General features: G+C 46.4%; 24 protein-coding genes. 17 read left to right on the forward strand and 7 right to left on the reverse strand.

Annotation, left to right across the window (positions count from 1 at the left end; all coding sequences use genetic code 11):
* Positions 1-138: 138 nt before the first annotated feature.
* The 3 genes from ACLFWI_RS01715 to ACLFWI_RS01725 all read right to left on the reverse strand — a co-directional run bounded on the left by ACLFWI_RS01715 (position 139) and on the right by ACLFWI_RS01725 (position 2,738).
* Entirely contained in the window at positions 139-2,205 is a 2,067-nt protein-coding gene (locus tag ACLFWI_RS01715) for an AAA family ATPase (RefSeq protein WP_446411461.1), read from the reverse strand.
* On the reverse strand, positions 2,202-2,444 hold the full coding sequence (locus tag ACLFWI_RS01720; RefSeq protein ID WP_446411462.1) for a hypothetical protein: 243 nt from the start codon (positions 2,442-2,444) through the stop codon (positions 2,202-2,204). The genes ACLFWI_RS01715 and ACLFWI_RS01720 overlap by 4 nt, the downstream gene beginning before the upstream one ends.
* A gap of 159 nt (positions 2,445-2,603) precedes the next feature.
* Positions 2,604-2,738 (reverse strand): hypothetical protein, encoded by a 135-nt coding sequence (locus tag ACLFWI_RS01725; protein ID WP_446411463.1) that lies wholly within the window; start codon positions 2,736-2,738, stop codon positions 2,604-2,606.
* A 206-nt stretch (positions 2,739-2,944) separates the two neighbouring features.
* Between ACLFWI_RS01725 and ACLFWI_RS01730 the strand changes: the two genes are divergently transcribed.
* Entirely contained in the window at positions 2,945-4,147 is a 1,203-nt protein-coding gene (locus tag ACLFWI_RS01730) for an SGNH/GDSL hydrolase family protein (protein ID WP_446411464.1), read from the forward strand.
* 32 nt (positions 4,148-4,179) lie between these two features.
* On the opposite strand, the gene ACLFWI_RS01735 is transcribed toward ACLFWI_RS01730, so the two are convergent.
* On the reverse strand, positions 4,180-5,148 hold the full coding sequence (locus ACLFWI_RS01735) for a glycosyltransferase family 2 protein (protein WP_446411465.1): 969 nt from the start codon (positions 5,146-5,148) through the stop codon (positions 4,180-4,182).
* Positions 5,149-6,007: 859 nt separating this feature from the next.
* Complete coding sequence (locus ACLFWI_RS01740; RefSeq protein ID WP_446411466.1) at positions 6,008-7,486, reverse strand: protein kinase domain-containing protein; 1,479 nt, start codon at positions 7,484-7,486, stop codon at positions 6,008-6,010.
* Between the two features lie 136 nt (positions 7,487-7,622).
* Between ACLFWI_RS01740 and ACLFWI_RS01745 the strand changes: the two genes are divergently transcribed.
* Genes ACLFWI_RS01745 through ACLFWI_RS01755 form a run of 3 tightly spaced genes read left to right on the forward strand, consistent with a single transcriptional unit; the run spans position 7,623 to position 9,600 of the window.
* Positions 7,623-7,757, forward strand: a complete 135-nt coding sequence (locus ACLFWI_RS01745) for a hypothetical protein (RefSeq protein WP_446411467.1) — start codon at positions 7,623-7,625, stop codon at positions 7,755-7,757.
* Positions 7,758-7,811: 54 nt separating this feature from the next.
* A complete protein-coding gene (locus ACLFWI_RS01750; RefSeq protein ID WP_446411468.1) occupies positions 7,812-9,428 on the forward strand; it encodes an adenylate/guanylate cyclase domain-containing protein in 1,617 nt (538 codons plus the stop codon).
* 22 nt (positions 9,429-9,450) lie between these two features.
* Positions 9,451-9,600, forward strand: coding sequence for a hypothetical protein (locus tag ACLFWI_RS01755; protein WP_446411469.1), 150 nt, complete (start codon positions 9,451-9,453; stop codon positions 9,598-9,600).
* On the opposite strand, the gene ACLFWI_RS01760 is transcribed toward ACLFWI_RS01755, so the two are convergent.
* Positions 9,597-10,655 (reverse strand): mannose-1-phosphate guanylyltransferase, encoded by a 1,059-nt coding sequence (locus ACLFWI_RS01760; protein ID WP_446411470.1) that lies wholly within the window; start codon positions 10,653-10,655, stop codon positions 9,597-9,599. The two genes, ACLFWI_RS01755 and ACLFWI_RS01760, sit on opposite strands and share 4 nt — an antisense overlap.
* Before the next feature lie 213 nt (positions 10,656-10,868).
* Here ACLFWI_RS01760 and ACLFWI_RS01765 point away from each other — a divergent pair, with 213 nt between their 5' ends.
* From ACLFWI_RS01765 to ACLFWI_RS01790, 6 genes are all read left to right on the forward strand, one after another.
* Entirely contained in the window at positions 10,869-12,329 is a 1,461-nt protein-coding gene (locus ACLFWI_RS01765) for an LCP family protein (RefSeq protein WP_446411471.1), read from the forward strand.
* Positions 12,330-12,466: 137 nt separating this feature from the next.
* On the forward strand, positions 12,467-12,592 hold the full coding sequence (locus ACLFWI_RS01770) for a hypothetical protein (RefSeq protein ID WP_446411472.1): 126 nt from the start codon (positions 12,467-12,469) through the stop codon (positions 12,590-12,592).
* Between the two features lie 213 nt (positions 12,593-12,805).
* Positions 12,806-13,477, forward strand: a complete 672-nt coding sequence (locus ACLFWI_RS01775) for a hypothetical protein (RefSeq protein WP_446411473.1) — start codon at positions 12,806-12,808, stop codon at positions 13,475-13,477.
* A 16-nt stretch (positions 13,478-13,493) separates the two neighbouring features.
* Entirely contained in the window at positions 13,494-14,477 is a 984-nt protein-coding gene (locus ACLFWI_RS01780) for an ABC transporter ATP-binding protein (RefSeq protein WP_446411474.1), read from the forward strand.
* A gap of 228 nt (positions 14,478-14,705) precedes the next feature.
* The gene (locus ACLFWI_RS01785) at positions 14,706-15,494 is read left to right on the forward strand and encodes an ABC transporter permease (protein WP_446411475.1); all 789 of its coding nucleotides are present in this window, start codon (positions 14,706-14,708) and stop codon (positions 15,492-15,494) included.
* A gap of 51 nt (positions 15,495-15,545) precedes the next feature.
* Positions 15,546-15,722, forward strand: coding sequence for a hypothetical protein (locus ACLFWI_RS01790; RefSeq protein ID WP_446411476.1), 177 nt, complete (start codon positions 15,546-15,548; stop codon positions 15,720-15,722).
* A gap of 21 nt (positions 15,723-15,743) precedes the next feature.
* Here ACLFWI_RS01790 and ACLFWI_RS01795 read toward each other — a convergent pair whose 3' ends face one another.
* A complete protein-coding gene (locus ACLFWI_RS01795) occupies positions 15,744-16,052 on the reverse strand; it encodes a hypothetical protein (protein WP_446411477.1) in 309 nt (102 codons plus the stop codon).
* A 252-nt stretch (positions 16,053-16,304) separates the two neighbouring features.
* On the opposite strand from ACLFWI_RS01795, the gene ACLFWI_RS01800 reads away from it, so the two are divergent.
* From ACLFWI_RS01800 to ACLFWI_RS01830, 7 genes are all read left to right on the forward strand, one after another.
* Positions 16,305-17,735, forward strand: coding sequence for a hypothetical protein (locus tag ACLFWI_RS01800; RefSeq protein ID WP_446411478.1), 1,431 nt, complete (start codon positions 16,305-16,307; stop codon positions 17,733-17,735).
* A 99-nt stretch (positions 17,736-17,834) separates the two neighbouring features.
* Entirely contained in the window at positions 17,835-17,978 is a 144-nt protein-coding gene (locus tag ACLFWI_RS01805) for a hypothetical protein (protein ID WP_446407167.1), read from the forward strand.
* Between the two features lie 49 nt (positions 17,979-18,027).
* Positions 18,028-18,705 carry a deoxyribose-phosphate aldolase gene (deoC, locus tag ACLFWI_RS01810; protein WP_446411483.1) on the forward strand — a complete coding sequence of 226 codons (678 nt, stop codon included), beginning with the start codon at positions 18,028-18,030 and terminating at the stop codon, positions 18,703-18,705.
* 118 nt (positions 18,706-18,823) lie between these two features.
* Positions 18,824-19,705 (forward strand): DNA repair protein RecO, encoded by an 882-nt coding sequence (gene recO / locus ACLFWI_RS01815; protein WP_446407166.1) that lies wholly within the window; start codon positions 18,824-18,826, stop codon positions 19,703-19,705.
* Between the two features lie 346 nt (positions 19,706-20,051).
* A complete protein-coding gene (locus tag ACLFWI_RS01820; protein ID WP_446411479.1) occupies positions 20,052-21,515 on the forward strand; it encodes an MFS transporter in 1,464 nt (487 codons plus the stop codon).
* Positions 21,516-21,535: 20 nt separating this feature from the next.
* The gene (locus ACLFWI_RS01825) at positions 21,536-22,699 is read left to right on the forward strand and encodes a glycosyltransferase family 4 protein (RefSeq protein WP_446411480.1); all 1,164 of its coding nucleotides are present in this window, start codon (positions 21,536-21,538) and stop codon (positions 22,697-22,699) included.
* Between the two features lie 472 nt (positions 22,700-23,171).
* On the forward strand, positions 23,172-24,671 hold the full coding sequence (locus ACLFWI_RS01830; RefSeq protein WP_446411481.1) for an efflux RND transporter periplasmic adaptor subunit: 1,500 nt from the start codon (positions 23,172-23,174) through the stop codon (positions 24,669-24,671).
* The last annotated feature ends 268 nt before the right edge of the window (positions 24,672-24,939 follow it).

The raw sequence follows: 24,939 nt of genomic DNA on the forward strand, positions 1-24,939 counted from the left end.
ACTGTAACCTAATGTAGTGAATATCCCCTCTTTTGACAAAGGGCGGGTTTTGTTGAAAGATTATTGGTAGATACCCAAATTAAACGGCTAAACCCGCCCCTACAATGTTCTCTAACAAATGACAAATGACAAATGACCCTAAAAAACATACTCCACTTCCACAATTTCTGTATATTCAAACTCATTCGGACTGGGTTTAACTAAATCATAGCCAACGCCTCCAAGTTCCATGCGATCGCGATCGCACTCGGGTTTCGGTGAATTGTAAACCAGGACGTATTCTCGACCAATATAGGGTTCCATCTCTTGCGCCACCTCTCCTCGCCATTGAGTCTTGGTGACTAACACAACTAACTGATTGGCTAAAGTGGGAAGAGTTTGGGCAATTTGGCGGCGGTAAATTTCATCTAAACTGCCAAAGGGTGAATCCATAACGATGGGAAATGTGCTACTATCGGGTCCCATCAGCGCCTGTTCTTGAATCCAATCCCGCACCCGATCAATAATTCCCCCAATAAATGAAAGGCTGAGAATTTGGTTTTCTCCCGTAGACGCCGCCACGAGTTCTTCGTTTCCAGAGGTTTTTTCCACTAAGGTTAATTCATAGTTCTGATTCAGTTTAGGGAGATAGGGGGTAAACGAAATCCCGGTAAAAATCTCCTGAACTCGCTTTTCTAAAGACGTGCGAAACTCATTATCTAGTCGGTTTCTAACTTCATTTAATCGTTCAATCGCGTCCTGAGTTGCCACAATCCGTCGTTGCGCCAAGGCTTGCTTTGCCTCATTCATTTGATGTTTGGAAATTTGCTTGGCGATGGCTTGGATATCAGTGGCTAACTGTTCAATTTGCTGCTGATTTGCTCCCTTTTCTAAGGTTAAATCCCGAAGGGTGATATCAATTTCATCTCGGCGCTTTTGCAGTTTGCTAATATCCTCATCTGGAAAGGTGAGCAGCTTTTTTCTAATATCATCCAGTTGAGTTTCAATGCGAGAAAGTTCCGCTCGTTCTTGAGCTATAATTACCTGTTGCTGATCCACATCTGCCCAAAAATCGGGGATTTGCCGTTCAATTTCACCAACCTGTACCCCTAAGCGAATCGCCGTTTCTTCCACATCAGCTAATCCAGCTTTCTCCTTCCAAGCCGCAACCTGTTGATAGGCTGGGGTTCCTTCCTGTAATTCTGTACCACAGATACAGCGCTGGCTGTGCAGCAAATCCTGGACAAATTGCTGTTTAATGCCAACGGGGAGTTCGCCGCGCGATCGCAAGTCTTCGACAATGGAGTGAAACGCTGTGATCACTGGGGATAATAACACAGTATAGCTACGTATAGACAGGGCGCGTTTGAGGTTATCTTTTGCCTGTTTAAGCTGGTCTCGATGTAATTTTTGTTGTGCTTCTAGTTCATCCCGTAGCTGTTGCAACTCTTGAGCGCCACCGAGTTCTAATAAGCGACTACTCCAGGTTTGCTTTAATTCATCGTGGTGGGCTAATTCCTGCTCTATTTCGACTTGGCGATTTGCCAGGTTGTGACTTTTTTGTTCCAGTTGCTTTTGTTCTTTGAGTAGTTTTTTTGTTTGCGAATCGCCGATTAACGATAATTCAGATTCCAAGGTTTTTCTGGCTTCTTTGAGATGCTTAATTGAGCGATTTAACACCTCAACCCCAAGCAACGTCTTCGTCGCTTCAGCAATGTCGGCTTTTTTATCAGATCGGGCAATTTGCTCGATTCGTTCCCCATCAAAAAAGAAGTATTGATGTAAACTTGCAGGTAAGATGCGCCCGATGATATCCTCTGGCAGTTGTTGCGGTAGGAGCCAGCGACCATCATCATCGGCAATTTGCAGGTATAGTTCACTTTTACCCTGTTCCACTCCCGCTTCCGTCTTGTAAGCACGGCAGAGTCGCTTTGCCTGATAGCGTTTATTCTGATGCTCAAACCCAATTTCTACCCAACATTCTACCGATTCCTTTAGATCAGCTTCACTAATTGCCCGTTTGTTCACCAGTTGTTCTTGAGAGGCAAACGCCGCCGTGAATTTCTCGTACAGAACCCAGGTGAAGCCATTTAATAGCGTCGTCTTGCCAGCACCATTGTTACCATGAATCACCGTCGTATTGCGATCGCCAGTTGCCAGAGTTATTTCGGGTGTCTTTCCATAAAACTGGCGAAAATTGCACAGCCGGATTGACCTCAGCTTCATTGCACTTCTTCCTTGACAATTCTCAAGATGTCATCATTGATATGGCGGGGGGTCTTCATATAAAGTTTATCTTTTTCGGCTTGCAACACTCTCTCTATAATCTGACGTACCTCTGGCGACGCACTGGTAATCGGTTCTTGTACGTCAAACAGCGCCGCATTTCGATTATAGGCGGAACGCTTTTCCGATAAAATTCTGGAGATGGCTTGAGTGGCTATGTCCGGATATTTAAATGTCATCACCTGATCGGGGGTTGACGAAAATTAAAATTATTATTAATATTACCTTTTTTCTAGATTGATTTTTGACAGTTGTGTTGCATTTACAGCTTTGTTAAGCTATTGTAATATGTAGTATGTTTAAGCAGGGTGTTTGTTAGTAAAGAATTATGCATTTATTTAAACAATCGCCACCTCGTATGTCTTTAAGGAGTAAAGTTGAAAACTGACTTGAGAACTTTGCTCATATTCGGCAATTTGTCCAGAGTAAGGATATAGGATTTCTGGTAAAACTCTGTGATTATTAAGCTTCATCAGCATTGTACCTTGTATCGATATCACTCTCTACTATAACAATCCCAGACTGAATGGTGGGTAGGCTGGGTTGGTTATAACCACATAAAGATTCATCAAAATCATCTGAATACAAACCGATTGAGGCACAGACGATCCCCTGATTTTCCCAGGAGTCTATGCCACATCCTGATTGTCCAAATTAGTAATAACAGTCGAGACCTTTGATGAAAAAACCAATTGTCGCTCTAGGATTTACTGTCTTTTCCTTCATGTTGCCCACACAGGCTTCAGCGGCTACATTCAGCAAAATGTATGTCTTTGGGGATAGTCTCTCTGACCCGGGTAATATTTTCAATGCCACAACAGCCGCTAATAACCCTGACGAAATACTTCCTGGATTTGAAATACCTGCTAATGTTGAAATACCGCCCGTTGCACCTCCTGTTCCTCCCTACGACAAGGACGGACGGTTTTCTAATGATTTAGTTTGGAGCGATTATTTAGCAAAGGCTTTGGACATAGAACTCACACCTTCTACGGAATTATCCGTGCTGTTTCACGATTTGGCTATCCCTTCTCCGATCACAATCATTAACGGTCAACCTCAAGTTAGCCCATATTTTAATGGTGCGACGGCTACCAACAGCGTGAACTTCGCCTTCGGTGGAGCGCAAACTGGAACTCAAGGGGTAGGTGAGTCGGGTGAACTGATACCGGGAATATTAACTCAGGTTGATTGGTTTGAAGATGATCTAGCGGTAGCGGATCAACCAGCCGATCAGGACGCACTCTATATTGTATGGGGAGGTCCTAATGATTACCAGCTTGTATCTGAAGCCGACCCAATGGAAACAGTCGGGAATTTAGCGGAAGCGGTACAAACACTCTATGATTTAGGAGCTCGTAATTTCTTTGTACCTAACTTGCCAGATTTGGGTAAAACCCCTCGCGTACTTAGCATGGGTGATGATATATCCATGAATCTTACCCAATTATCTCAAATCCATAACACCCTATTAAACAGAAGTCTTGGTGATTTGAGTCAATTGAATAATATCAATATTGCACAGCTTGATGCTTTTTCTCTCCTGAATAAAACCATTGCCAATCCCGAAGAATTTGGTTTTACGAATGTCACCGACTCTTGCATCGAACCCCTTGGCGATGATGGTAAATTAGATGGAACACAAGCTTTTGAAGTCTGTAACAATCCAGATGAGTATTTGTTTTGGGATGGTATTCACCCAACCACAGTTGCCCATGCACAACTCGCTAACGATGCACTAGAAGCCCTAGATTCAGAACCTCAGTCGGTTCCTGAACCGGGTTCGTCCGCCGCATTTGGATTGTTGGGACTCGGTTGGTTCGTTCACAAGCAATTCAAGAAATCTCAGGCAAACTCTAAAACCAAAGAGGAGAGCAAGTAATCCTGTAGAGACGTTGGTTACAGCCAACGTCTCTATATTTCAGATAATAAAGGTATCTGCTTGGGTTTTGGTTCTTGGCAATCTGGCTGGGACGTTTGATAAAAGTTGCGAGCGTAAATAACTTGAGTTAAAAGTTGCCAACCTTTCCGAGAAAACAAAGCGGGAAATAACAGGGGAAGCGCCTGATCAAATTTCCCTTGCTTGAAGCCCACCAAACTCCAGTACAACGTCAAAAAATCCTGAATATCTGGCAACGAGGGCAGAGAATCATGATACTTTGGATGGACAAATTTATAAATTTTTTCTTTAATCGAGATATGCTTTTGCAGGCGCTGTTGCAGGGAAAATTTGAGATGATTCCCTTGATGCCATAATGTCCGGTAGGCTAAATGCTGATTCACTAAGATGGCATCTCCATATTGGGCAATTTTCACCCATGAGTCAATATCATCGTAGTTCACTTCAAAGCTGGAATCCCATCCCCCGGATTTGACAAAGGCATCTTTGCGAAAGGCAACTTGTACAGGTGTCCCAAAGGGCAGTTGCTCTAAAAGCATCCGATAATGAACCTCAGACTGAGGTACATAATCAATGTTGCGATCGCTGATTGGTTGGGTACGTGATACTTCTCTACCATTCTGGTTGACTTGTATCGCTTGACTAGAACAGAGAACCGCTTGGGAGTATCTGGCGATCGCGTTGGTTAGTTCCTGGATACAATTGGGGGCAAGATAGTCATCATCGTCAATGGGTTTAATCCAATCCCCTTGAGCTAGCTTAACGGCGGCGTTCATCGTGGCGCAATGTCCCAAGTTAACTGGATTGCGGTGATAAACCACGCGATTACCTAAACTACGGATGTATGCCTCTGTACCATCTGAGGAACCATCGTCAGCAACAATCACTTCACAGGGTAACGTTTGTGCCAATGCTGATTCAATGGCTCGTTTCAGCATAGACAAACGGTTGTAGGTGGTGATGACAATCGTAAATTTAAACACAATGCAAGATCCGCCTCGACTTATCGACCATTATCTAACAGGTTTTATTAAATTCCCATAAAGCCAGGATAAAGATTTAGGTATTTTCCACAATATTGATTGATACTCATACTTAAGTAATTTAGCTCTTTCCAGAGAATAATTTCCATTCACAGTGAATCTATCTACGTAGAATCACTGATATTTCAACAGTTAAGAAATAACCTTACGCTTTTTTGGTAGGATTAGCATCAGCCATTTTGCTGAAAAATAAGTACTCAGTAGTAGAACCCCACTAACCTTGAACCTGAAGACACGGAGTTGACGCTTGTTAACATTTCTTCATGATTCTTGTGGTGATGGGGAGATGGGGGAGCCATGTAGAGACTCCTCATGCTACGTCTGGGAGATGGGGAAGCCATGTAGAGACTCCTCATGCTACGTCTGGGAGATGGGGAAGCGAGAGCACTTAACCCTTTTGCCTCTGTCTCCTGCTTTTTGTCCCATAACTGATGAATTGAGCAAAAAAAGTAACGAATTTAACTTAAAATACAACTAAGGGGGTTGTGATGATTCACGTTATCCCTGCTTACTTACGTCTGGCACGCCCAAAGTGAGTCTCTGCCAGGGATACAAGGATGCTGTTAGCTCTCTTCAGAAAACCTTGGAGGTTACACCATGAAAGTATTCACATCAATTAATATGACTGATACCAGTTCTTTAAGACTTGAAGCAAGTCAACACTATGTTTTAGAAAAAATCAATCAATTTCTAATTTTTCCTTTGATTAAATTCTGTAAATTTTGTGTCTATTATGGAAATTTTATCACCCACGCGAATTATTTAGAGTAATCAGAAGCCAGTTAAAGTTAAACCCTTATTAATTGGCTGGACAAGTATTTTGGGTGCGACGCTTCCAGATCCAACCTGGCTCAGGTTCACTAATTTCTATCCAACCGTCTTCTTCTTTTCCAGTCAGAGTAAGTTGAGTATCTTTTGGGAAAACCGTCCCCGTTTTCTGGCGTCCAGACAACGAGCGTAAATTAGTGGGTGCGGTAACAATGATACAACTCTGGGTAGGTTCAGGTTCAGGTGAATGGGTTGGCGGTTTTGGTAAAGGTGGATTTGTGGCTTCAGGTTGAAGTTGATTTTGGGTGAGTTCTACATTGTTTGGCGGCGTCGTTGGCGATGTTGATAATCGGTTAATTCCCGCAATCGCGATCGCGCCTAGAGCAAAAGCGCCTACGCCAATTAATATGGATAAGCTGCGAGGCGAGTCAGCAATAGGACTTTGGGAAGACGAGGAACTGACAGGCGATGGGGAATGATTCACCGGAGCAACCGTTACTGTCTTCTGGTCGGAATTCGCGGCGCGAGGTACTGGGATAGTGGATGGCGGAGCAGTAGGAGTAGGATTAGCGTGATGGGATACTTTCAGGGAAGGTTTTGCCAGTTTCCCGAGAAAACGAAAGGTTTGAGTCAGATAAAAACGTCCTTTATGGTTGACCAAGACTGCCCAATTTTGGGGGGCGTGAGGATGGGTGAGTGCCTGAAGTGCTTGCAGCGCCTCAGTTGCCGACTGATAGCGATACTTAAAATAGTGGCGCACCATCTTGGTCACGATAATGGCTAACCCTTGACTAACTTCAGCATATTGTTGCCAGATGATCTCTCCCGTCTGTTGATCTTCAACCAACTGAGTTGGACTTAATCCCGTCAGCGCTTGGATAGCAATCATGCCTAACGCATAAATATCACTGTTGGGACGGGGTCTACCTTGTCCCTGTTCACTCGGCATATAACCGGGCGTACCAATACCCACAGTATCACTGACGGCGGCTTGAGCCATGATCGATGGCATTTGCACTTGCTTCACCGCGCCAAAGTCAACCAGAACCAGCTTATGATCTATCGCGCGGCGGATTAAATTATCCGGTTTGATATCTCGATGGATAACATGATTACTATGGACGAATTCCAGGATGGATAAAACTTCTTGTAACAGTTGAATCACCTGGTCTTCCTGCCAACGTTGACCCGGTTGCAGTTCCACACTCAGGGGATGTCCGGCAATGAAATCCTGGACTAGGTAAAACTCTTGGTTATCCTCAAAGTAAGCTAACAACCGGGGAATCTGGTCATGAGTACCAAGCTTTTCCAGGGTTTCAGCTTCTCCATTAAACAGGCGTCTGGCAGTTTGCAGAAAGTCAGGTTCACTGGTGGCAGGTTTGAGGTGTTTAACCACACAAGTCGGGTTGCCAGGTCGGTGGGTGTCTTGTGCTAGATAAGTATGACCAAATCCACCTTGCCCTAGAACCTGAACCACTTGGTAACGTTGGTCTAGTAATGCGCCTATCATTATAATGTTGAATATTGTCCGGACGTAAACGTTGCGCCTAATCAGCTTTTCAGGTAGAAGCTGTGTAATCCGGATTGCAGGGTTTTATCTCATCCGATCGGAACGGGGATTTGACTGTATGCTAAAAAGACATAGCATGGCACGTCTCTATCCAAAACAAGTAACTCATGGGAAAAAATACTGCATTTTAGGCGATCAGTCTAAGGCGGGACATGATCACCCCTACCGGGTGTTCCTAAATCAATGCACTAAGATTAATCTACGGGATTAGGATTATCGAAAAACGTTTTTCGCCCCATATTCGCTTCCAGGACGTATCTTAAGTATGGCTGAACTCAAACTGCGCCTGCACCAAGGAAAAACCGAAAAAACTGTGACAGTAAATCAGGATGTATTTACTATTGGTCGCTTACCGGAGTGCGACCTAACCTTACCCTACGAAGGGGTATCCCGATATCATGCTCGGTTGTTGAAAACGGCAACCGACAATTGGATGATTAAGGATATGGGGAGCAAAAACGGGACGTTACTGAACGAACGTCAGATTACCTCGCCGCAACTGGTGAAAAACGGCGATGTGATTTGGTTGGGGGATGTCAGCCTTGTGGTTGTTTTAGCGGCTCCGTCTCGACGAACCAACACCGTCCCACCAGTGGAACAGATACCCGCAGAAGCCACTATCCTTCGCAGTGTCAAAGAATTGCAACAGCAATGGATACAAGCGAAAGATAAAGGGGATGAGCTTAGCGTCAAGGAAACAACCATTGCTCGGCTGAAGGACTTGGTCGAGATAGCCAAGGGTTTAAGTGGGGCTGAATCCATCGAAGCCATTTTCTCACGGGTAAAGGATGTGGTCTTTCGCTATCTTGAAAGCATCGAACGGATTGCTTTATTGGTGGATGTAACCGGTTCAAGGCAACTGGAATTACTCAATGCGGCATCCAGAAACGTCAATCAGCAGCAAAGTTTAGCCGAGTCCAGCCATTGGATTAGTCGGAGTATCTGTCAAAAAGTCTTTACCGAAAAAGTGGCGATTCAAACCGCCGATGCTCAAGCTGACCAACGCTTTGAGGGAGAAGTCAGTATCCTGTACAAAGGAATTCGCAGTGCGATCGCGGTTCCCCTTTGGGATGAAAATAAGGTAGTTGGGGTACTATATGCCGATGCCCATCACTCGTCAACCCATTGGACGCAAGAAGGGGAAGAAGACCTCAGCTTTTTTTCCACTCTAGCCAACCTGGTAGCATCGAGTGTACAACGCTGGCTCTTGACCCAAAAACTCACCAGCGAAGAAATGATTCGCCAACGGCTAGAACGCTATCACTCCCCCGCCGTGGTTCAGCAACTGATTGCCTATCGCACATTACCTGATGGTCGTTTACCCGCCGCTGAAAGCGAAATCAGTATCCTATTTGCCGATATTGTCGGCTTTACAGCACTCTCAGAACGCTTAAGTCCAGTCCAGATTGCTCAATTGCTCAATAGTTTATTTGAGGAGATGCTACAAGAACTCTTTGCCTTTAATGGCACCCTCGATAAATATATTGGCGATTGCATTATGGCATTTTTTGGCGCTCCCGAATCTCAACCGGATCATGCTGACCGCGCCTTGGCGACGGCGAAGGGAATGCTGCATCGTTTAGATGGACTAAATACGAATGGAGTATTACTCGAACCCATACAATTACGGATTGCTGTGAATAGTGGAAAAGCCGTAGTGGGAGATGTAGGGAGTTCTCAACGGGTCGAATATACTGCCTTAGGCGCAACCATTAACCTGGCGGCGCGAATGGAAGCGATTTGTCCGCCTGGGGAATGTGTCCTGAGTCAAGATACCTATGCCTTACTGACGCACAAGCAAGGCTTGAAACTAATGGACGAGTATCGCTTCAAAGGGATTGATCGACCTGTACAAGTTTATCAAACCCAGCTACAGCCTTGAATAGACGTGCAGGGGTAGTGGCGTGACCCAGCTAAAATGGTGCATTAGTATCGGGGAAAACGGATCTAATAATGAGAAACCCCGCCAGGGACGCGATCGCTCTCCAAATATCTGGATGAGTCCACAACCACCCGCCAACAAGAATTTGAGAACACCCCGTCAGGGACATTAAAGTAACTGACTAAACCTCGAATCCGCTTGTAAGGTTTTCAGCACCTGCTTAATCTCCTGAGTGCGGTCTTTTTTCACAATTAATGTCACCCCTCCATCGCGCACAACCACCACATCTTCTAAGCCAATCGTCACAATCACCTCATCCTGATCACTGGTATAAAGAATTGCGCCTTGGGTATCTTTCCCAATATGAGTTGCCAGTTCCACATTCGCCGCCTCTCCCTTGTGCAACCGTTCTAAAGCATTCCAATCTCCCAAATCATCCCAACCAAACGCAACCGGGAGAACATAAGCCAGTTTGGTTTTCTCCATTAAGGCATAATCAATACTGGTTTTAGTTAGTTGAGAATAAGCATCAATCCCCTGTTTCTGTAACGGATTGATAATATCAGCCGCATAAGTGTTTAATTCCGCTAATACGACACCAGCACGGAAAATAAACATGCCACCATTCCAGCTAAATTTCCCCGTCGCCAGAAATTTCTCGGCTGTTTCTCGGTCTGGCTTTTCTGTGAATCGAGCCACCCGATAAATTGGTAAATCATTAAAGGTTCCGGCGGGTTCTCCTTGTTCGATATAACCGTAACCTGTAGATGGGTAGTCGGGAGCAATTCCTAAGGTGACAATCGCCGCTGCAGTCGCCGCTAACTGAGTCGCCGCCTCAATTGTCTGCTGAAACGCCTGCTGGTCTGCAATCCAATGGTCTGCTGGAAAAAAGCCGATCACCGCATCTTCTCCATAGTGACGCACAATTTCTAAGGTTGCCCACGCCACAGCAGGTGCAGTATCCCGCCCTTCGGGTTCAGCTAATATATGCTCGTTATTAAGTTGGGGTAACTGTTGTTTCACCCCATCAGCTAATTGAGCCGATGTGATCACCCAGACATGGGCTGAATCCCCCGCCAATTGACTGAGACGGTCAGCCGTGGTCTGTAATAAACTCTTGCCACTACCATCTAAACTTAAGAACTGCTTAGGTCGGTGTTTGCGGCTGAGGGGCCAAAACCGTTCACCTTTGCCGCCAGCTAAAATTACAGGTATTAATTGACTCATTGTCCATGCTATTCTGATTGTCTGCTACATCCTAGCCTGGGAGAGCGGAGGGGCGGAGGGAGCTGGGGAAGCTGGGGAGTTAACTATGACCTTGAGCGAAGCGAAGGGTCAAAACTCACGGGGGAGTGGGCTGGGTAACGCTATAATCCAGCAATAGATTCGGTGAACGTCATAGAATCCAGAACAGTTGGTGTGTGGTGAGGGTAAAAAAACGTGTCGAACAGTTCCCAAACTAGCTGGGGCTTTCAAGTCTCCCATCCAAAAAGTTATCCGCGATCGCACGGCGACCCCGATGTCGCTGAAAATGATACTGGGAGTTCCCCGCCTCCTCCACCGCCAGATGGTGATGGCGGAGAGTCCCATTCCGATGATCATTCAAATAAATCCAGTGGTGGTCGCTATATGCGCTGGTTCCTGTGGAGTGCGGCGTTTATCTTAACCGCTACAGTATCTGCTACCTTGGGCGCAACGGTTGCCCTAATTACCCCTCTGTCCCCCTTAATCGTGCCGCAAAAGTTTGTCCCTGGCGCGAAAGAAAATTCCTGGCGACAAGCGTTTCGCTATGATTTAGCCCGCCCCGTCAACATCCTGGTCATGGGAATTGACCGCGTTTCCGATAGTGACAAAAACCCCTCCGACGTTTTCAGTGGTCGCAGCGATACTATGCTGCTGTTACGCCTCGACTCGACAGAAGAATCCGTCACCATGCTATCCATTCCTCGGGACACCCAAGTGGAACTTCCGGAGGTAGGACTTGCCAAAATCAATGATGCCAATGTGGAAGGGGGTGCCGCGTTAGCTGCACGGGTGGTGAGCCGTACTCTGAATAATGTACCCGTTGATCGCTATGTGCGGGTGACTACAGATGCATTTCGGGAACTGGTAGACCTGCTGGGGGGAGTTGAGGTGTTTGTTCCCTATCCGATGCAGTATGAGGATATAACCCAGGATTTGTACATTGATTTAGAACCGGGATGGCAAACCTTAAATGGAGACCAAGCCGAACAGTTTGCTCGATTTCGTAAAGATAACTATGGCGACATTGGTCGAGTCCAGCGCCAACAGACCCTGCTCAAGGCGCTGCGTCAACGGTTGCTCAGCCCCAAGGCGCTACCGCGTTTACCCCAAATCATTCGGGTGATGCAGCAATATATTGATACCAATCTCAGCTTGGAAGAAATGCTGGCGCTGGTGAGTTTTGGCTTAGATTTGGACAAAGATGATTTTAAAATGGTACTCTTGCCCGGTCGCTTCAGCAATCCAGAGGAATATGTTGCCAGCTATTGGATTATGGATTCTGCCGGACGCGATCGCGTTATGCAACAATATTTTCAGCAAACCATTGACTGGAGTTCATCGGAGATTCGGCGTTCTCCCCAACGGTTGCGAATTGCGATTCAAAATGCCACAGATGACCCGCAATTAGCTCACGAAGTTGCTCGATATTTGGCGAAAAACGACTTCTATAATGTCTACATCATACAGGATTGGCCCGATCAGGTACGCGAGACTCAGATTATTGTGCAACAAGGCGATTTGAAAGCAGCAACCACCTTGAAAAGGGTTTTGCAACTCGGTCACGTCGAAGCCTCTTCCACAGGAGATATTGAATCCGATTTAACCATTCGTGTGGGTGAGGATTGGTTGATTCGGCATCCAGAAGAGGAGGAATAATGCAGGGGGAGCTGGGGGAGCAATGTAGAGACGCGCCATGGCGCGTCTGTGTCTGTGTGTAGGGGCGGGTTTCACTACTATCGTTTTTTGCCCACCCTAATGCCACTAAACCCGCCCTGTCTAAAGTGATGCAACGGATGGCGCCAGTGCAAGAGGGTACACCTCAGCTTTGGGAATTGGTTGAGCAAATTGTGGCGGACTGTATTAAAGCGGGTTATTTACAAAATGCGCGATCGCTCTCCACTAAGAGTCAAGTAGACTAGATCATAAGACATCCTCCGTCGCAGGAAACTCCGTGTCCCTTCGCTTCGCTCGAGGGCAAGCTTTAGACCGGAGAGGAATGCGCGGTAGCGACTTGAGTCGCCTACTGCCCTTAAGTATGGTGAGGGTCATTGATGTATCTCTGAATGTTTTCAGCACGCTCCGTTGCCTGCAGTTGAGAAAAAATGGCTATTTGTCCACAAAGAAGGAAGGTTATGGCTAAGAACAAAAAGCCTAGGGGTGTACAGCAAATGCGACTACATCCTGACGAAGAAACGAAAGCAATTTTGGAGTATCTATGTGAACAATCAGGAAAACTCTATAATATGGGTGTGTATTTTGCCCGTCAAACATTTTTTAAGGCAGGCAAACTCCTGACTGGAAAGCATGCCCTCGAACGAAGTGAAGGGTTTGACTTGATTTACTCCGACGGTGTATTCTACCTGGAAGCTTCCTACGAACTACCCAAACAGGAAACATTAGTAGGTATTGATGACCAAGCATTAGCAATTGACTTAGGTACGGTAGACAATCTGGCTGCCTGTGTTGACACCCTGAGTAACTCTTTCCTGATTGATGCCCGTGCCATGAAAGCATTTAATCAGTATTGGAATAAACAGGTTTCGACCTCCCTGCCTAAGTTTGGCGAAAAACCAGACGGGTGGAAAGCATTACTGAGACGAATAAAGCGTGGTTTGTATCGCAGCAGCGATAGCTCAATTGTCAATGCCGATTTAAACGGCAGTGCCAATATTTTAAGAAAAGTAGCCAGAAAGTTAGGAATTGACCTAATCCGAATGGGTAGGCGGTGTTTGGCGACCGTAGCGAGAGTAAGATTGTGCCCTTTACCACAGTCTAATCTGTCAGCAGAATCCCCGTCACTTTAGTGCGGGGAATGTCAATATGTCTATTGTTGTGGCTCAAAATCTGAGCAAAGTCTATCCCGTAGCGGTCAAACAACCCGGTATTAAGGGAACTCTAACCCACTTTTTGCGCCGAAAGTACCGCTCAGTCGTTGCTGTACAAAACGTTTCCTTTGAAATTGGCATGGGGGAAGTGGTGGGATTTCTCGGTCCCAATGGTGCCGGTAAAACCACGACCTTGAAAATGCTCACCGGACTCGTTCACCCTTCAGGGGGTGAGGTGAAGGTGGCGGGTCATCAGCCATTTCAGCGGGAATCCAACTTTTTGCAGCAGATTACCCTAGTTATGGGTCAAAAGCAACAACTGCTTTGGGACTTACCCGCCTTGGATTCCCTGAGAATCAACGCCGCCGTTTATGGAATTTCTGACAACCAGTTTCAACGTCGCGTCGGGGAACTGGCAGAAATGTTATCTTTAGAAGCCAAACTCACGCAACCCGTGCGGAAACTCTCCCTCGGAGAACGCATGAAAGCTGAATTGCTGGCGGCGCTTTTACATCAACCCCAAGTCTTATTCTTGGATGAACCTACATTGGGATTGGATGTTAATGCACAATTAGCGGTGCGGAATTTCTTACGTGAGTACAACCAGCGCACGGGAGCCACCGTTTTATTGACCAGTCACTACATGGCAGATATTACGGCGCTGTGTCAGCGAGTGCTGCTAATTTATGAAGGGCAGATGATTTATGATGGCAGCTTGGAGGGACTCCTCAATCGCTTTGCGCCCTATCGGGAGGTGAAAGTAGAACTGGCTCAACCCTTGTCAAAAGAAGAATTATCAGGTTATGCAGAAATAGAAGCGGTAGATGGGTTAGCAGTACGTTTCCTCGTGCAGCGTGAAAAGCTGACAAGTACCGTAGCTCGAATTTTGGCGGATTTAGAGGTGATAGATTTAACTGTTAGTGACCCCCCCATCGAAGAAGTCATCGGTCGGGTTTTCCGAGCCGGAGTTGTTTCGTGATTTTTGGTCATTGGTCATTGGTCATTGGTCATTGGTCATTTGTCATTTGTCATTTGTCATTTGTCCAGAAATTAATCATTTGGACAGGGCGGGTTTAGTGACATTAGGGTTGGCAAAAAACGATAGTAGTGAAACCCGCCCCTACCTAGAAAACTTTTTTATAGTCATTAATTATTTACCTTCCCCATCTCCCCCACCACAATACTGATTCAGCAGCGTCTAATTACTATGAAGCGATTAATTAATACCAGTAAAATATTTTTGTCTGTTTACTATGCTCACATGTTGGAATACCGAGCAGAGCTTTTTTTTTGGATACTTTCCAACAGCTTGCCGCTGATTCTTATGGGGGTTTGGATGCAGGCATCTCAAGCTGGGGGGTTTGAGCTAACTCCTGAAGAATTTATGCGTTACTTCCTATCCGTTTTTATCGTTCGCCAGTTTACTGTGGTGTGGATGATTTTTGATTTTGAAAGGGAAGTGGTAGAGGGCAGACTATCTCCTAAACTCCTGCAACCCATTGATCCTGTATGGCATCATGTTGCAGGTCATCTATCTGAACGCTTTGTTCGCCTACCTTTATCGATTATACTTTTAGGTTTGTTCTTTCTCCTCTATCCCCCAGCATTTTGGTTACCTGGTTTGGGTGATACACTATTATTTATATTCATCACAGCCATGGCATTTGCCCTACGATTTTTAATCCAATATACCTTTGCCTTATTTGCATTTTGGACAGAGCGAGCCACTTCACTAGAACAATTTTGGTATTTATTCTATTTGTTTCTGTCAGGAATGATGGCACCGTTGGAAGTTTTTCCCCCGACAGTCCGAGCCGTTGCCGAGTGGACACCTTTCCCTTACTTGGCTCATTTTCCCGCCGCGTTGTTAGTTGGGCTACCTGTTAATATTGTCCAAGGAATTTTGGTTATGGTGGGTTGGGGATTATTATTTTTTGGCGTCAATCGCTGGTTGTGGCGCAAGGGATTGAAGCAGTATTCAGGAATGGGAGCTTGAGATGGGCGGAGGTGCAGGGAGGCTGGGAGCCTGGGGAAGTAGAGACGTGCCATGGCACGTCTGGAAGATGAGGGTGGGTTGAGTAACATTAGGGTGGCAATAAAAGATAATAGCCAAACCCGCCCCTACACATCGGTCAGGGCGGGTTTTGAACAAACGTTATTATCCACAGCTAAAAGAAAGTTCCTAAACCCGCCCCTACAAACTATTTTCCCTGAGCAAAGTTAAGGGTTTCCTAATCTCCAATCACTATTTTTGATCAAATTTGGCAACTGCATTTTGGAAGGATTCCTGTAAATCCAGCCAAGCGGCTTCTACTCCAGTTTTGATATCTTCCCAAGCATCTTGACTAGCCGCCTGGAGTTCTTCCAGTTTCTTTTGTACGGCAACCTGTTTGGTTTGCAATTCCTCAATCTGGCTAGTGTACTGAATCTTAGCATCAGCTTGGGCTTGGGCTGCCTTGGCTTTCATTTCGTCAACCTGAGCATTTAGCTTGTTTAACTCAGCTTGCACTTTTTCTCGGTATAGTGTCTGTTGCTGGTCTGGTTCGGTAGCCATAAGAATACCTCATTAACGTCAAAAACTTACCTAAATATACCTCGAAAAGGCTGGATTAAACCATAAATTTTTAATTCCTCTTTTATTATTGAGTGATTCGTCTGGTTCATTCATCTATCTTTTGAATGATATAATCCAGCTCTGTCTTCTATCTAGGGAGATAACTAATTTAGTGTAGCGTCTGATACGCTCATTTGAAATAGGGGTGATGCACTTGCCCCGATTTGTTTGCAGTGACTATCCAACGGGAAAATGGTAGACCAAGCTCTAAGCCAACAAACCCATGCCGATTCCTACAAACACCGGGGTCGGAACTGGTGGAACAAGCTCACCGCCTTAATTGCATGGGCGAATATCCTGCTGGCATTATTCAATCTCAGCTATATCCCATTGCGGGATGTTTATGTGCGAGAATTTCCTAAGATTGTGACATTCTATGACCCGGTTAAAAGTATTGAGCCTCATCCGGATACCCAACGCTACCTCAATACCGTTGATGCTTTAACCGTACAACTCTCCCAACAGGGACTGCAAGCACCGCCAACCGAGCAAGTCTTGCAAGAGTTGCGCCAACAAAGTAATGACCTGATTGAAGAGAACCCATTTTTGGCAGCCAACAAGTTTGGTACATTCGCTAAACTGAAGCGGCGAATGCGCGATCATTTGAATACGGAATCAGCCAAGCAAGCCTTTGCGCGATTTTGGCGACAGGAGTATCTGGTGCAAGTGGGCTGGGAAAACGCCCTCTCATTCTTTAACAGCGATATTCGACCGCTACTGAACAGTAATTATTTTCGACCCACCGACGAAAATGGTCAACTCGTTGATAACTTCTGGCGTATTGACCTCTATTTTATTGCCTTTTTTGGGATTGAGCTTTTATTCCGTACCTTCTTCATGTCTCGACGCCAAGAGAAGTTGACATGGGGAGATGCCCTCTGGCGGCGCTGGTACGACATGCTGCTGCTACTTCCCACCTGGCGCTGGTTACGGATTATTCCGGTATCCGTGCGATCGCATCAATCGGGATTGTTCAATATGGAGCGAATTTTAGCACAAGTCACCCATGAACCAGCTGCGTATTTGGCAGATCGGGTATCGATGTTTTTGATGGTGCGACTGATTAATCAAACCAAAGAATCTGTTGACAAAGGAGATATGGCGCGTGCCATCTTGCAACCTGAGACGTATGTCCAAGTTAGCGATATTAATAAAATTGATGCGATTACAGACAGACTTTTAGAACTCTCGATTTATAAAGTCTTACCTCAAATTCAACCCGATTTACAGGCATTATTGCATCATAGTCTCAAAGGAGCGCTGCAACAATCAGATTTTTACACCGGATTGCGACAAGTACCGGGCATGAAAGGGTTGCCCAAAGAGGTTATGGAAAACCTGGCTAATTATTTAGCCCAAGCCACTTATGAAGTCATAGCCACCTCCTACTCTGATCTGCAAGGGCGACAACTATTTGACCAACTAAGTCATAATTTTAAGTACGCCCTGCGGGAAGAACTACAGGATGAGGCAACCCAGTTAGAACTTCAGTCGTTGCTGTCTGATTTGTTAGAAGAATTTAAGATTAATTATGTGCAACGTTCAACTGATGAAGATCCCGAAGCCACTTTAGAAGAAGCCGATCAACTGCGTCAAGAGATGGAAAATCCCCAAATTCAGTAGTTTTTCACATTCCGCATGTCAAGTTCTTCCCTACGCCCAAATGGGCGTAGATGCTAGTATTTAAAAGGATAATAAAGACAGCGATCGCGAGTGGTCACTATGACATCGACGAAACTCTCTGGTCAAGTAGCAATTCCCCGCTTAGAAAACGGCGACAAACTCAACCGTTTTGAATTTGAGCATCGCTATTCAGCTATACCTGATCTGAAAAAATTTGTTCAAGACTTGGCATCACGTAAGTAGGTGTTAGGCGCTAGGTTTTAGGTGTTAAGTTATATAGAGTAGAAACGCGATCGCAATGGATTATCCTGATATCGATATTGCCCCTCTGATTGATCATGCCCTCCTCTCGCCCACGGCGACACCCGAACAGGTGGAAAAATGGTGTCGTGAAGCTGATCGATTTCAGTTTGCCACAGTCTGTGTCTATCCAGTGTACGTCAAACTCGCGGCTGAACTCTTACATAACAAAGCCCCCAACGTCTGTACCGTGATTGGCTTTCCCAGTGGCGCTACCACAACTGCGGCTAAACTCTACGAAGCCCAAGAAGCAGTAGAAAATGGCGCAACGGAACTCGATGTCGTGCTTCATTTAGGGGCATTAAAAACCGGGAACACTGACGCTATCTATCGCGAAATTGCCCCAATCTGCGAGGAAACTGGTCAAACCGTCAAAGTGATCTTGGAAACAACGCTTTTAACTGATAACGAAAAACAACTCGCCGCCGAAATTTGCATTGATGCTGGGGCGCAATATCTCAAAACCAGTACAGGTTGGCATGGAGGTGCAACGGTGTCGGATGTCAAATTTTTGAAAGACTTGACAAAAGGACAAATAGGAATTAAGGCTTCAGGAGGTATCCGCACCATCGAACAAGCGTTAGATTTAGTCATAGCCGGAGCAACCCGATTAGGAACCTCTCGTGGACCAGAGTTGTTGCAACAGCGTGAGAGAAAAGACAAGGAATGAGGTTTAAGTATGTAGGGGCGGGTTTAACCAATAACGTGGCGACTCAAACCATTAACGTAACTAAACCCGCCCCCACCAAATCCGAGAGTCTTGACATGACACGAATGACAAATGACAAATGACTAAAACCTATAACGCCACGGGGATTAACCTGAAAAGTATGCCGCTAGGTGAAGCCGATCGCTTAGTCACAATTTTAACGCCAGAGTGGGGATTGATTCGGGTAGTGGCACCAGGTTCCCGCAAACAGAACTCAAAATTGGCGGGTAGAATGGGTTTGTTTGTGGTGAATCAGTTACTGATTTACAAAGGGCGATCGCTTGATAAAATTACTCAAGCTGAAACATTGGAATCCTATCCAGGATTGGCGAAGGATTTAGGCAAGCTGGCGGCAAGTCAGTACCTAGCAGAGTTAGTCTTGTGTCATGCTTTAAGTGAGCAACCCCAAGCCGAATTGTACGCTTTGTTTAATGAGCATCTGCGGCGATTGGAACAGTTACCCCGATTAAGCAGCAGTCCCTCCGGTGCGTCCCTAATTTTGGCACACCTTTGTCATGGGATTTTTCACCTATTGGCTTTGGCGGGGATTGCGCCGCAAGTGCAACAGTGTTGTATTTCTCAGCACCAGATTCAGCCGGATTTTACTGATCCGAATTGGCAAGTGGGGTTTAGTGTGGAGGCAGGTGGAACCTATCGTTTAGCGGTAGAGATGTCTCAACCTCAGAAGGTGTTCCATCCCGTTGCTAACCGCAGCCATGGAGTCACACAATCCCCTCTACCACGGTTGACCTGTAAACTGAATGCCGTTGAATTAACGATTGTACAACAGCTAGCGGCGGCTGAGTTATCCCAGACGTCCCTAGACGCGATCGCGCCCCTCTGGGTAAAAGTGGAGCGCATGTTACGGGATTATGCCCAGTATCACTTTGGTCGTTCCATTCGTTCAGCTACGTTAGTAGACGCCTTGGCGATGTCTGCCGAATCATCGGTTATTATTTAAAGCCTAGCTGATCAACGCCGTAGGGGCGACCCGCCGCACATAATTCACACCACCGAGCCATTAATTTGCTCGGGTCGCCCACCCTCCACAGGGTATCGGCAATGAGCTGATCCGCGCATCTTGAGCCAAGGGCGAGTCGAGACAGGTTAATTGTCACACCGCCATAGTTTTGCAGCGAGTCGCCCCTACAACCCCGCCAACTATGCCTGAATAGAGGCGAGCGCTGGGTAGTTCACATGAGATGATAGAGAAAGTGTAGTGTATTACAAAACTTATCAAACTATTTTAAGTGGACGATTCACCCATTGGGGTTGATCAGCCACAGCAGCCAACTGAAGAGTAAAGAATGCGATTATCTGAATCTGAATCCAAACGAGTTAACCAACATCCTGCCCAAAAAAATTCATCGTCTGCGACTAAGCGCAATTATCGAGAACCTCACCAGCCGCCGCGTCAAACAGAGAACGTCCCAGCGAAAACGCCTGAACCGACGGCTGAACCAGGCAAACAGGGGTTTGTACCCGTTCTGAAAAATGGTAATTTCTTAACCTTGTGGAGTGGTCAGGTTTTTTCTCAGCTTGCCGATAAAATCTATCTGGTGTTGATGATTGCCTTGATTGCTAGCCACTTTCAGGCGGCGGGAACCAGCATCAGTGGTTGGGTTTCAGCCTTGATGATTGCTTTTACGATTCCGGCTGTCCTGTTTGGTTCCTTGGCGGGGGTGTTCGTGGATCGCTGGTCAAAAAAGGCGGTACTTGTCTCGACGAATCTGCTGCGAGGTGTCTTGGTTTGGTCAGTTCCGGCGGTGTTATGGCTGACTCAGGATTGGAGTCCCATCTATAAGTTGCCCGTTGGCTTCTATGGCTTGTTAATTATCACATTCTTAGTTTCTACCTTAACCCAATTTTTTGCCCCGGCTGAACAAGCGGTTATTCCGTTGATTGTCAAGCGTCGTCATTTGCTCTCGGCGAATTCCCTTTATACCACGACGATGATGGCATCCTTGATTATTGGATTTGCCGTAGGTGATCCCCTATTAGCGTTGACCGATAAATTGGTGGCGCAGTTAGGGATTGACTGGCAATTTGGCAAGGAATTCGTCGTTGGTGGGGGGTATGCGATCGCGGGATTGTTGCTGCTAGTGCTGAAAACCGGTGAAAACACTGAACCTACTGAAGGTGAAACCCCCCACGTTTTTGCCGATATCTGGGAGGGACTGCTTTACCTCAAACGGCAACGGCGCGTCCGCAATGCCATGATTCAATTAGTGATTTTATTCTCCATTTTCGCCGCCTTAGCCGTGTTAGCGGTACGACTCGCCGAAACCCTTCCAGGGATGAAAGCCTCCCAATTTGGCTTCTTGTTGGCAATGGGCGGTATGGGAATGGCTGCTGGTGCGGCAATTCTGGGACATTGGGGTCAGCATTTTACCCACAATCGCTTGAGTCTCTATGGATCGATGGGCATGTCGGCGGCGTTGGTGGGTTTATCTGTGTTTACTCATAGTCTCTGGATGGCGTTAGGAATGACCGTCTTGTTGGGAATGTGTGGGGCGATGGTGGGGATTCCCATGCAAACCACGATTCAAGCCGAAACCCCGGAAGAGATGCGGGGAAAGGTTTTTGGGCTGCAAAATAATGGCGTGAATATTGCCCTGAGTCTGCCCTTAGCCTTAGCGGGTTTAGCCGAAACCTGGCTGGGTTTAGCTCCCGTCTTATTTAGTTTAGCCATAATTGCGATCGCGGGAGGGTGCTTAAACTGGTATATTTCCGGTACAGGATCAGCGATGTTAACCCACGCTGACAAATAGAGACTCACGATTCAACTTGAATGCATATCGCCTGGATCGGAAAAAAATCACCCTTTTGTGGCAATGTCACTTACGGTCGAGAAGTTACTAACGCTTTACTCGACCGGGGATACCAAGTTAGTTTTCTCCATTTTGCCCACGACGAAACCGCCGCAGATCCGCTGTGTTCGGGTTGTCAGGAGGTATCCCTCCCTTGCTTGTATAAATCCCAAGTTTATACGATTCCCTCACCCAAAGCGAGTAAGGTGCTAAAACAGGCTCTACAGCAACTCCGCCCGGATTTAGTCCATGCATCTCTCACTTTGTCTCCCTTAGATTTTCTGCTTCCAGAAATCTGTGAAGACCTGAATTTACCCCTCGTTGCCACATTTCATCCCCCCTTTGATGGCAAACGCCGCAATTTAAAATCGGGAACCCAATTGGTTGCTTATCAACTCTATGCCCCGTTTCTGGCACACTATGATCGGGTGATTATCTTTTCTCAACTGCAACGGGATTTGCTGGTGCGTTTGGGAGTTCCTCGCCATAAACTTGCCGTAATTCCCAATGGAGTTGATGTGCAGAAATATGCTCCTGGCACATCGAGTTTGAAAGTCCGATTTGATGCCCAACGCCTATTTGTTTATCAAGGTCGCATTGCTACAGAAAAAAATGTAGAGGCTTTACTCAAGGCGTGGAAACAGTCGCAAATGGGCGATGGCTGTAAGCTTTTGATTGTCGGGAATGGACCTCTAGTTCCCACGTTAAGACCTTTTTATGATAGATACGATGGGATTCTCTGGTTAGGATTTGTGGCAGATGAACAGCAGCGGATTGAGATTCTGCAAGCCGCCGATGTATTTATTTTGCCGTCGTTATTAGAAGGACTCTCCTTATCATTACTCGAAGCCATGGCTTGTGGTTTGGCTTGTGTCGCCACCGATGCGGGGGCGGATGGTGAGGTGTTAGAAGGTGGCGCGGGGATTATTCTCAATACCCATCGGGTCACGTCTCAATTGAATACCCTTTTGCCCTTGTTACGAGATCATACGGAATGGACAACACTTCTGGGTCAAAAAGCTAGAGCTAGAGTTTTAGAACGCTATACCCTGAGTGGGAATATTAGTCAATTAGAAATTTTATATAAAGAGGTATTGAAAGGGACTCAGGCTTGCGTTACTCATCCTAGTCCCTCCTCCTTATGAGCAATGCCAATTCGGGAGAGTGGGAGAGCTGGGGGAGCTGGGGGAGCAATGTTCCAGACGTAGCATGCTACGTCTGGGAGCAGGGGAAGCAGGGGGCAAATGACAAATGACAAATGACAAATGAGCTAAATCACTCTGTTGGATGAGTCTAATGGGTGATGTTGAAGTCGTTACTTCTGCCATATCTTAAAGAAAGGTTACATCTTCCCCAGCTTCCAGACGTGCCGTGGCACTGCATTGCCTCCTCATACCAAATCCACCTTTATACATTTATACCTTGAGTCCTATTGCCTGTTGCCTGTTGCCTTGTCCCCACCATACAGGGGGGTAGTTGACCCGAAGCATCAACCAACCACTTGGTCAAGATTGCGCTACAATGTAAAGTAGTGTTAAGTAAAGTAACCAGATATTCATCAACTTAATCTTTACAATTACAAAGCTAGCGACCTCGATCCGTCAAAGAGGAATAACAGTGACTCAGACAGCACCAAATCCCAAGAAAAGCCAGTTGAATCGTTCTTCTATTGCCAAGCCTGTCGAACTCAAACAGGATGTCGATGTTGCATTCTATCTCCCTGGCGCTGAAGCCGACACTTATGCACAAGATGCAGGTTCCTCTCCCCAATCTGGAACCGAGAACTCCAAAAAAGGCTGGCTATCTGGAGGAAAAGGGCTGTTTTTAGGCATCGGCATTGGTGTCCTCTTAGCGTTAGGGGCTACTCGTTTAGTCTCGTCTCAACAGTCAGACGCACCAACAGCAGAACCTCCCGTCGCCACATCATCTGCCCCTAGTCAAAGCGTAACTGTAGCCCAAGTGACATCCGAGAGTGTCAACCGCAGCTTAGACGCCACCGGAAGTGTCGCCGCGTTTGAAATGAGTCCCGTTATGTCTCAGGCGACAGGCTTACAAATTCAACAGGTGTTAGTGGAACAAGGGCAGGTTGTCAAAGCTGGACAGTTATTAGCCCGCCTCGATGATTCGGTACTCCAAGCACAATTAAGTCAAGCCCAAGCCTCCGTCGCCCAAGCTGAAGCCCGCCTCGCGGAACTCCGGGCGGGTTCCCGTAACGAAGAAATTGCCCGTGCTAAAGAGGCGGTGAGAAGCGCTGAATCTGCTGTTACAGCCGCCGAGTCAGACTTAGAATTAGCCAGAACCCGGGTTGATCGCAATAAAATCCTGCAAGCTGAAGGTGCCATTGCCCGCGATCGCTTAGATGAAGTCTACAATCAAGAACGCAGCACCCGTTCCCAACTCGAACAGGCACAAGCCCGGTTACGAGAAGCCAACCAGCAACTTGCTCAACTCCAAGCTGGACCTAGGCGGGAAGTGATTACCCAAGCCGAAGCCCAACTAGCACAGGCACAGGCACAGGTACAATCCACGATCGCACAACTTAACAACACCCGCATCGTTGCTCCTGTGAGTGGTAAGATAGCCGAACGCAATGCCCGTGTGGGAGATGTCACCTCTGGCTCCCAAACTCTATTTAAAATCATTGAAAATGGGCGTCTAGAACTAATTGTTAATGTTCCAGAAACTCAACTTGCTCAAATTCAACCGGGACAATCGGTAACGATTACCTCAGATGCGGATAGTAGTTTACAACTGTCGGGTAAAGTTCGGGAAATTGACCCGATGATTGATGAAGCATCCCGTCAGGCGCAGGTGAAGATCGATTTACCCACCTCAGCCACCTTAAAACCGGGGATGTTTTTACGGGCGTCGATTACCACCTCAGCCGCCCCAGGGTTAACTTTACCTGCCAAAGCTATCTTGCCTCAAAGTGACGGTAGTGCGATCGCCTATATCGTGCAACCCGATAATACTGTTAAAGCCCAGTATGTCGAGGTAGGCGAACTTCTGAGTGATAATCGGGTGGAAATTAAAAGCGGGTTGTCTCCTAGCGATCGCGTTGTGGTTAAAGGTGCGGCGTATCTCAAAGATGGGGATAACGTGAATGTTGTCAACTGATTGGGTGAATAGTCCTAAACAATTACGGGAAAACATTCTCATCCCGTAACCATCCCATTACTCTATTTTTATTGGGATCGTATCGTACTCGATGTTAGGGCAGTTTTAGATACAGCGCTTTTTGTGTAATAAAGTAATCTCACTTGTACTAGAACAGAAGTTTGGCACGATTAACCCAGTAATTATGAATAAACTGGAACAATTGACATAAGACAAATGACGATCCTCACCGTTAACTTTAATTGTCCCCACCTACTTACGAACGAGT

Source organism: Coleofasciculus sp. (assembly GCF_046539235.1).
Lineage (GTDB): Bacteria > Cyanobacteriota > Cyanobacteriia > Cyanobacteriales > Coleofasciculaceae > Coleofasciculus.

What these genes read in the sequence shown, in the direction of transcription:
- ACLFWI_RS01715 (WP_446411461.1), bottom strand. Translation starts at nt 2,205, where the DNA reads ATGAAGCTGAGGTCAATCCGGCTGTGCAATTTTCGCCAGTTTTATGGA.
- ACLFWI_RS01720 (WP_446411462.1), bottom strand. Translation starts at nt 2,444, where the DNA reads ATGACATTTAAATATCCGGACATAGCCACTCAAGCCATCTCCAGAATT.
- ACLFWI_RS01725 (WP_446411463.1), bottom strand. Translation starts at nt 2,738, where the DNA reads ATGAAGCTTAATAATCACAGAGTTTTACCAGAAATCCTATATCCTTAC.
- ACLFWI_RS01730 (WP_446411464.1), top strand. Translation starts at nt 2,945, where the DNA reads ATGAAAAAACCAATTGTCGCTCTAGGATTTACTGTCTTTTCCTTCATG.
- ACLFWI_RS01740 (WP_446411466.1), bottom strand. Translation starts at nt 7,486, where the DNA reads ATGATAGGCGCATTACTAGACCAACGTTACCAAGTGGTTCAGGTTCTA.
- ACLFWI_RS01745 (WP_446411467.1), top strand. Translation starts at nt 7,623, where the DNA reads ATGGCACGTCTCTATCCAAAACAAGTAACTCATGGGAAAAAATACTGC.
- ACLFWI_RS01750 (WP_446411468.1), top strand. Translation starts at nt 7,812, where the DNA reads ATGGCTGAACTCAAACTGCGCCTGCACCAAGGAAAAACCGAAAAAACT.
- ACLFWI_RS01760 (WP_446411470.1), bottom strand. Translation starts at nt 10,655, where the DNA reads ATGAGTCAATTAATACCTGTAATTTTAGCTGGCGGCAAAGGTGAACGG.
- ACLFWI_RS01770 (WP_446411472.1), top strand. Translation starts at nt 12,467, where the DNA reads ATGGCGCCAGTGCAAGAGGGTACACCTCAGCTTTGGGAATTGGTTGAG.
- ACLFWI_RS01775 (WP_446411473.1), top strand. Translation starts at nt 12,806, where the DNA reads ATGGCTAAGAACAAAAAGCCTAGGGGTGTACAGCAAATGCGACTACAT.
- ACLFWI_RS01780 (WP_446411474.1), top strand. Translation starts at nt 13,494, where the DNA reads ATGTCTATTGTTGTGGCTCAAAATCTGAGCAAAGTCTATCCCGTAGCG.
- ACLFWI_RS01785 (WP_446411475.1), top strand. Translation starts at nt 14,706, where the DNA reads ATGAAGCGATTAATTAATACCAGTAAAATATTTTTGTCTGTTTACTAT.
- ACLFWI_RS01790 (WP_446411476.1), top strand. Translation starts at nt 15,546, where the DNA reads ATGGCACGTCTGGAAGATGAGGGTGGGTTGAGTAACATTAGGGTGGCA.
- ACLFWI_RS01795 (WP_446411477.1), bottom strand. Translation starts at nt 16,052, where the DNA reads ATGGCTACCGAACCAGACCAGCAACAGACACTATACCGAGAAAAAGTG.
- ACLFWI_RS01800 (WP_446411478.1), top strand. Translation starts at nt 16,305, where the DNA reads ATGGTAGACCAAGCTCTAAGCCAACAAACCCATGCCGATTCCTACAAA.
- ACLFWI_RS01805 (WP_446407167.1), top strand. Translation starts at nt 17,835, where the DNA reads ATGACATCGACGAAACTCTCTGGTCAAGTAGCAATTCCCCGCTTAGAA.
- recO (WP_446407166.1), top strand. Translation starts at nt 18,824, where the DNA reads ATGACTAAAACCTATAACGCCACGGGGATTAACCTGAAAAGTATGCCG.
- ACLFWI_RS01820 (WP_446411479.1), top strand. Translation starts at nt 20,052, where the DNA reads ATGCGATTATCTGAATCTGAATCCAAACGAGTTAACCAACATCCTGCC.
- ACLFWI_RS01825 (WP_446411480.1), top strand. Translation starts at nt 21,536, where the DNA reads ATGCATATCGCCTGGATCGGAAAAAAATCACCCTTTTGTGGCAATGTC.